General features: G+C 72.5%; 5 protein-coding genes and 1 pseudogene. 3 read left to right on the top strand and 3 right to left on the bottom strand.

Going from position 1 to position 6,000, the window contains the following annotated elements; all coding sequences use genetic code 11:
- Positions 1 to 27 precede the first annotated feature (27 nt).
- Together AB0C03_RS11685 and AB0C03_RS11680 are read left to right on the top strand one after the other, a co-directional pair.
- A complete protein-coding gene (locus AB0C03_RS11685) occupies positions 28 to 1,803 on the top strand; it encodes an ABC transporter ATP-binding protein (RefSeq protein WP_030334446.1) in 1,776 nt (591 codons plus the stop codon).
- Between the two features lie 84 nt (positions 1,804 to 1,887).
- On the top strand, positions 1,888 to 2,637 hold the full coding sequence (locus tag AB0C03_RS11680; RefSeq protein ID WP_030334444.1) for a DUF2470 domain-containing protein: 750 nt from the start codon (positions 1,888 to 1,890) through the stop codon (positions 2,635 to 2,637).
- Positions 2,638 to 2,761: 124 nt separating this feature from the next.
- Here the strand turns inward: AB0C03_RS11680 and AB0C03_RS11675 are convergent, their stop codons facing one another.
- From AB0C03_RS11675 to AB0C03_RS11665, 3 genes are all read right to left on the bottom strand, one after another.
- Entirely contained in the window at positions 2,762 to 3,358 is a 597-nt protein-coding gene (locus tag AB0C03_RS11675; protein WP_030334442.1) for a TetR/AcrR family transcriptional regulator, read from the bottom strand.
- 96 nt (positions 3,359 to 3,454) lie between these two features.
- Entirely contained in the window at positions 3,455 to 4,210 is a 756-nt protein-coding gene (locus AB0C03_RS11670) for an ABC transporter permease (RefSeq protein ID WP_357636368.1), read from the bottom strand.
- On the bottom strand, positions 4,207 to 4,962 hold the full coding sequence (locus AB0C03_RS11665) for an ABC transporter ATP-binding protein (protein WP_030334438.1): 756 nt from the start codon (positions 4,960 to 4,962) through the stop codon (positions 4,207 to 4,209). The genes AB0C03_RS11670 and AB0C03_RS11665 overlap by 4 nt, the downstream gene beginning before the upstream one ends.
- A gap of 596 nt (positions 4,963 to 5,558) precedes the next feature.
- On the opposite strand from AB0C03_RS11665, the pseudogene AB0C03_RS11660 reads away from it, so the two are divergent.
- Positions 5,559 to 5,837: pseudogene (locus tag AB0C03_RS11660) on the top strand (phosphoribosyl-AMP cyclohydrolase); the annotation flags it as partial.
- Positions 5,838 to 6,000 lie beyond the last annotated feature (163 nt).

Genomic DNA, 6,000 nt, shown 5'->3' with positions numbered 1-6,000 from the left:
GCAGTCGCGAACGAAAGGCGTGACCCGGTGAGTGTCGAGGAGCGCGGGCAGCGGGAGGAGACGACCTGGCAGACCCTGCGTCGGGGCCTGGCGCTCTCGCCGGAGCTACGGATCGGTCTGGCCGGCACGTTGGGCCTGGCGTTGGTCTACATGGTCGGTCGGGTCGCCGTGCCGGTGGCGGTGCAGCAGGGCATCGACCGGGGCCTCGTCGGCGGTCTGAACCTGACCGTGGTCTGGACGGTGGTGGCGATCACCGCGGCGATCCTGACGATCACCACGATCTGCGGCTACCTGATGATGCGCCGGCTGTTCACGGTCAGCGAGACGGCGTTGGCCAATGTCCGGACGCGGGCGTTCCGGCACGTGCACGACCTGTCGATGTTGCACCAGCAGTCGGAGCGGCGGGGTTCGTTGGTCTCGCGGGTGACCAGCGACGTCGACCAGATCACCCAGTTCCTCCAGTGGGGCGGGGTGATCCTGCTGGTCAACCTGGGTCAGCTGGTGGTCACCACCGCCGTCATGCTGGCGTACTCCTGGCAGTTGACCCTTGTCGTGTTGGCCGCGTTCCTGCCGGCGGTGTTCGTCATCCGGCAGTTGCAACGCCGCCTCGGCTCGGCGTACGCGACGGTGCGCCAGCGCACCGGGACGCTGCTCGGCGCGATCGGCGAGAGCGTGGTGGGCGCGCCGGTGATCCGGGCGTACGGGATCGCCGGGCGTACGGAGCGGCGGCTGGACGAGGCGATCGACAAGCAGCGGCTGGCGCAGCAGCGGGCGATCCGGATCAGCATCGTGGGCAGCTCGGTCGGGGAGTTGGCGGCGGGGCTGGCGCTGGCCGGCGTGGTGGTGCTGGGTGTGGTGTTGGGGGTGGACGGCACGCTGTCGATCGGCCAGCTGACCGCGTTCCTCTTTCTGGTGACGCTCTTCATCCAGCCGGTGCAGATCGCCACCGAGGTGCTCAACGAGGCGCAGAACGCGATTGCCGGCTGGCGTCGGGTGTTGGACGTGCTGGACGTCGCCCCGGACGTGGCCGACCCGGGGGAGCAGGGGCGGGAGTTGCCGGGCGGGCCGCTGGACATCCGGTTCACCGGGGTGCGGTTCGCCTATCCGGGTGGGCCGCCGGTGTTGCACGACATCGAGCTGGAGATCGCGGCGAAGAGTCGGGTGGCGGTGGTCGGTGAGACCGGCAGCGGCAAGACCACGTTCGCCAAGCTGCTGACCCGGCTGATGGACCCGTCGGCCGGGGCGGTGCTGCTGTCCGGGGTGCCGTTGACGGATGTCCGGTTCGATTCGCTGCGCTCGCGCGTGGTGATGGTGCCGCAGGACGGGTTCCTGTTCGACGCGACAGTGGGGGACAACGTCCGTTTCGCTCGGCCGGAGTTGACCGACGAGCAGCTGAGCACCGCTTTCACCGAGCTGGGTCTGTCGGACTGGCTGGAGGGTCTGCCGGCGGGCCTGGACACTCCCGTCGGGGAGCGCGGCGAGGCGCTCAGCGTCGGCGAGCGTCAGCTTGTCGCGTTGGCCCGCGCGTACGTGGCTGACCCGGATCTGCTCGTGCTCGACGAGGCGACCAGCGCGGTGGACCCGGCGACGGAGGTGCGGTTGCAGCGCACGCTGGACGCGGTCACCCGGGGCCGGACCACCCTCGCGATCGCGCACCGGCTCTCCACGGCGCAGGCCGCCGACGAGGTGATCGTGGTGGACCGGGGTCGGGTGGTGCAGCGCGGCCCGCACGACGAGCTGGTCCGCGACGCCGACTCGGTGTACGGGCTGCTCTACGCCTCCTGGTTGGAGCAGACCCGGTGAGGTGCTGCGGTGTGGTGGACGCCGACGGTCGGGTGCTCTAGGCTCCGGGTTAGGTAAGCCTAACCTTCTAAGGAGGTCGCGCCCATGCGGCCCAACTCCGCCGAGATCGTCCGTACCCTCGTCGCCGGCCGCCTGCCCGGTCTGGTGCACCTGGCCCACCGGCCGGGCCCGCACCACGCCCGGCACGTCACCGACTCGGACGGGCGGGTGCTGTTGCTGGTGCCGGTGGCCAGTCACCTGGCCGCCGCCCTGCAACCGGCGCCCGGCAGCGGTGACGTCGCGGTGGTGCTCGACGTGCTCGACCTGCCGCCCGCCGCCGGTGCGCCCGGCCTGGGGCGGGCCTGGGTGTCCGGCTGGGCGGCCGAGCTGCGCGGCGACGAGGCCCGCCAGGGCGCTGTCGACTTCGCCGCGGTCGAGCCGACCGGGGACCTGCTCGACCTGGGCACCCGGTTCCGGTTGTTCCGCTTCGAGGTGGTCGAGGTCCGTTGGGAGCGGGCCGGCGTCGTGCACCGGATCGACCCGGTGGCGTACGCCGAGGCCGAGCCGGACCCGGTGCACCCGGTCGAGGCCCGTCTGCTCGCCGACCTCGCCGAGTGCCACGGCGCCCAGGTGACCGAGTACCTGTGCCAGCAGCTCGGGTTGACCGGGCAGACCCCGGACGGACCTCCCCGGGTGGTGCGCATCGACCGCTACGGGCTGCTGGTCGCCCTCGGTCGACCCGGTGCCCGACGTCGGGTCCGGCTGACCTTCCCGAACCCGCTGGCCGACCCAGCCGACCTCCCCCGTCTGCTCCCCCCACTGCGACTCACTGCCGCCACCCACCCACCCCACTAACCCCCCCCAGGCCCCGGCCCTCCGCCGCGCCGATCTTGCACTTTCGGTTGCCGATATGCGGGTTGCATCCCTTATGTCGGCGCAGAAAGAGCAAGATCGCGGGAGGGGGTTGGGGTCGAGGGGGCTAGGTGGGCAGCGGGCCGGTGAGGTAACGCTGGATCGTGGGGCCGACCATGACCGCCAGGGTTTCCGGGTCGGCCGAGGCGACCGGCTCAAGGCGTACCACGTGCCGCATCATGGCCAGGCCGATCATCTGGCTGGCCACCAGGGAGCCCCGCAGCGGCAGCTCGGCCGGATCGACGTCGAGGTTTTCGAGTACCCGGCGCAGCACCTGGGTGGTGACGAATTCCCGCAGCAGTCGAGCCGTCCACTCGTTGCTCACCGCGGAACGCAGCAGTGCCTGCGCGGCGCTGCCGGCCGGGGAGTCCCAGACGCCGAGGAACGTACGCACCATCCGCTCGCCGACGGCGTCCCGGTCACCGGCGAGCACTTTCGGCACCAGCTGACCGGGGTCGACCGGAAAGTTCATCGCGGCCAGGAAGAGCTGGTCCTTGCTGCCGAAGTAGTGGTGCACCAGCGCGGGATCGACCTCAGCCGTGCCGGCGATGGCCCGGATCGAGGCGGCGTCGAAGCCCCGTTCGGCGAACGCCGCCCGCGCCGCGTCGAGGATCGCCTCCCGGGTGCCCGGTTTGCCGGGTCGCCGGCCGGTTCGCCGCGTCATCGCCGCCCTTCGTTCGTCCGCCTGGGGCCGTGGTGGGCCGGCCCGGTCAACGCCGGGGTCAGCAGCCGTGCCGGCCGCCGCCCCCGGCGTCGGCGGTCAGCCGCTGCGTCGGCGCAGGGTCGCCGCCGCGAGCACCAGCGCCAGCACCACCGCGCCGAGCACCACCGCGACATCCCGCCACATCCGGCCGGTCGGGTCGGCGTGGGCACCGACCTCCTGCAAAGCCTCGATGGCGTACGACAGGGGGAAGGCGTCACTGAGCGCCTGGAGCCAGCCGGCCATCTGGTCGCGGGCCACGAACAGCCCGCAGAGCAGCAGTTGGGGGATCACCACGACCGGCAGGAACTGTACTGCCTGGAACTCGGTGCGCGCGAAGGCACTGCACAGCAGCCCGAGGGCGACGCCGAGCACCGCGTCGAGCACGGCGATCCCGATCACCAGCCCGATGCTGCCGGCGGTCTCCAGACCGAAGATCCAGTACGCCACGGCGGCGGCGACGGCGGCCTGCACGGCGGCGGCCAGCCCGAACGCGATGCCATACCCGAAGAGCAGGTCGAGCTTGCCCAGCGGGGTGGTGAGCAGCCGCTCCAGCGTGCCCGAGGTGCGTTCGCGCAGCATGGCGATGCTGGTCACCAGAAACATGATCACGAAGGGGAAGATGCCGAGCATCACCAGCGCGATCCGGTCGAAGGTACTCGGCTGACCGGGCGGGGTCGGCTGGTCGGCGTACATGAAGTAGACCAGGGTGAGCAGGACGGCCGGCACCACCACGAGCAGCGCGATGGTCCGCCGGTCGTGCCGGAGCTGACGAAGGATGCGGCCGGTGGTGGCGGCGAGGATTCGCGGGCTCATGCTGTCTCCCGTGCGGCGGTCGCGTCGGTGCTGGTGGAGGCGGCCTCGCCGGCCCGGATGAGCCGCAGGAACGCCTCGTCGAGGTCGTCCACACCGGCGGCGGCGCGGATCGCGGCCGGGCTGTCGTCGGCGATCAACCGCCCCTGACGGATCAGCAGCAGGCGGTCGCACCGGGCCGCCTCGTCCATCACGTGGCTGGACACCAGCAGGGTGGTGCCGGCGGCGGCCATCGCGTGGAACCGGGCCCACAGGTCGGCGCGCAGCACCGGATCCTGACCGACGGTCGGCTCGTCGAGGATGACCAGCTCCGGCTCCCCGACCAGGGCGCACGCCAACGAGGCTCGGCTGCGTTGACCGCCGGAGAGGGTGCCGACCAGCTGACCGGCCGCCTCGGCCAGCCCGACATCGCTGATCGCCCGATCGGCCTCGGCGCGCCCACGCCCGTACAGGGTCGCGAAGTAGCGGGCGTTCTCCCGGACGGTCAGGTCGGCGTAGACGCTCGGCGCCTGGGTCAGGTAGCCCACCCGGTGTCGCAGCGCGGGAGTGCCCGCCGGTTGGCCGAGCACGGTGACCGTCCCGCTGGCGACCACCTGCACCCCGACCACCGCGCGCATGAAGGTGGTCTTGCCGCTGCCACTGGGGCCGAGCAGCCCGGTGACCGCGCCGCGCGGCACCCGGCAGCTGATGCCGTCCAGCACCCGCCGCCCACCCCGGTCGACGACCAGGTCCCGGACGGCTATCGCATCGTCCATCGCACACCTCCACAAACTCATCACCTGTTGAACTCAACGCTAGATGAAATACCGCGCCCCACGCAACGGCCCGGAATCGACAACTGGGCGCCGACCGTTGCGCCCAGTGCGAGAACGGGCAGTAAGCTCCGGACCGGACACGAAGTCCGCCAACGGGCATTGCGCACCGATCGGACGTGCGGCACGATGGCGCCGTGGGTCACGCTCCGTTACCGGATAGCGGTTTTCTCGAGGATTGGGCCGCGCGGTTGCGGCAGGCCGCCGAGCGGCCGGTCGTCGGCATCCTGTTGCGCGGCAGCCACGCCCGCCGCGCCGCCACCGCGCACAGCGACGTCGACCTGGACGTGCTGGTCGGCGGCGCCCCATACGCGGCCCGCCGGGCCTACCTGGCCGAGTCCGCAGGCCAGCTCACCCACGTCTCGGTGGCCGCCCGTGACGTCCGGTCCTGGGTGCACCGCCTCGGCGAACCGGCCGACTGGGCGTTCGGGCTACCGGTCACCGCGCCGGCGCGGCTGCTCTGGGCCGACCCGCACTGGCGGCCCCGGATCGACCTGCCAGTGCTGTGTCAGCCCGCCGAGCCGCCCCGGCTGGAAGAGATGATCGCCACGCTGGGTAAGGCCGCCGCCGCCCGCGCGGCCAACGACCGCCTCGGGGTCCGGCTCGCCGTCGCCGACCTGGCGCGGCTCTGTCCCTCGGTGCTCCGCCCGGCCAACCCGTCCGTGCGGGTCCACTCCCGCCGGGCGGCCTTCGCGGCGGCCCTGGAACTGCCGGTGACCCCACCGGGCTACCGGTCGGACATGCTGCTCTGCCTCGGGCTGCGCCCGGGCGCTACCGGGCAGCTCTGGGCCGCCGCCGTCCGGTTGGTCGCCGGCACCCTGCCGTTGATCCGGCCGTACGCCGAGGAGATCGCCGACACGGCTGGCGCGGACCTGGCCGCCGCCCTGGTCGACGGCCGGTTGGACCGCTACGTCGCCCAGTTGGCGCGGCCGGCGGGGCCCGCGCCGCAGCCCTCGTCCCCGCCGCAGACCCGGCCCTCGG

It is taken from the genome of Micromonospora parva (assembly GCF_040649675.1).
Taxonomy (GTDB): Bacteria; Actinomycetota; Actinomycetes; order Mycobacteriales; family Micromonosporaceae; genus Micromonospora; species Micromonospora parva.
The sequence above is the reverse complement of the archived record's forward strand: the minus strand, read 5'-3'. Positions and strand labels throughout refer to the sequence as shown.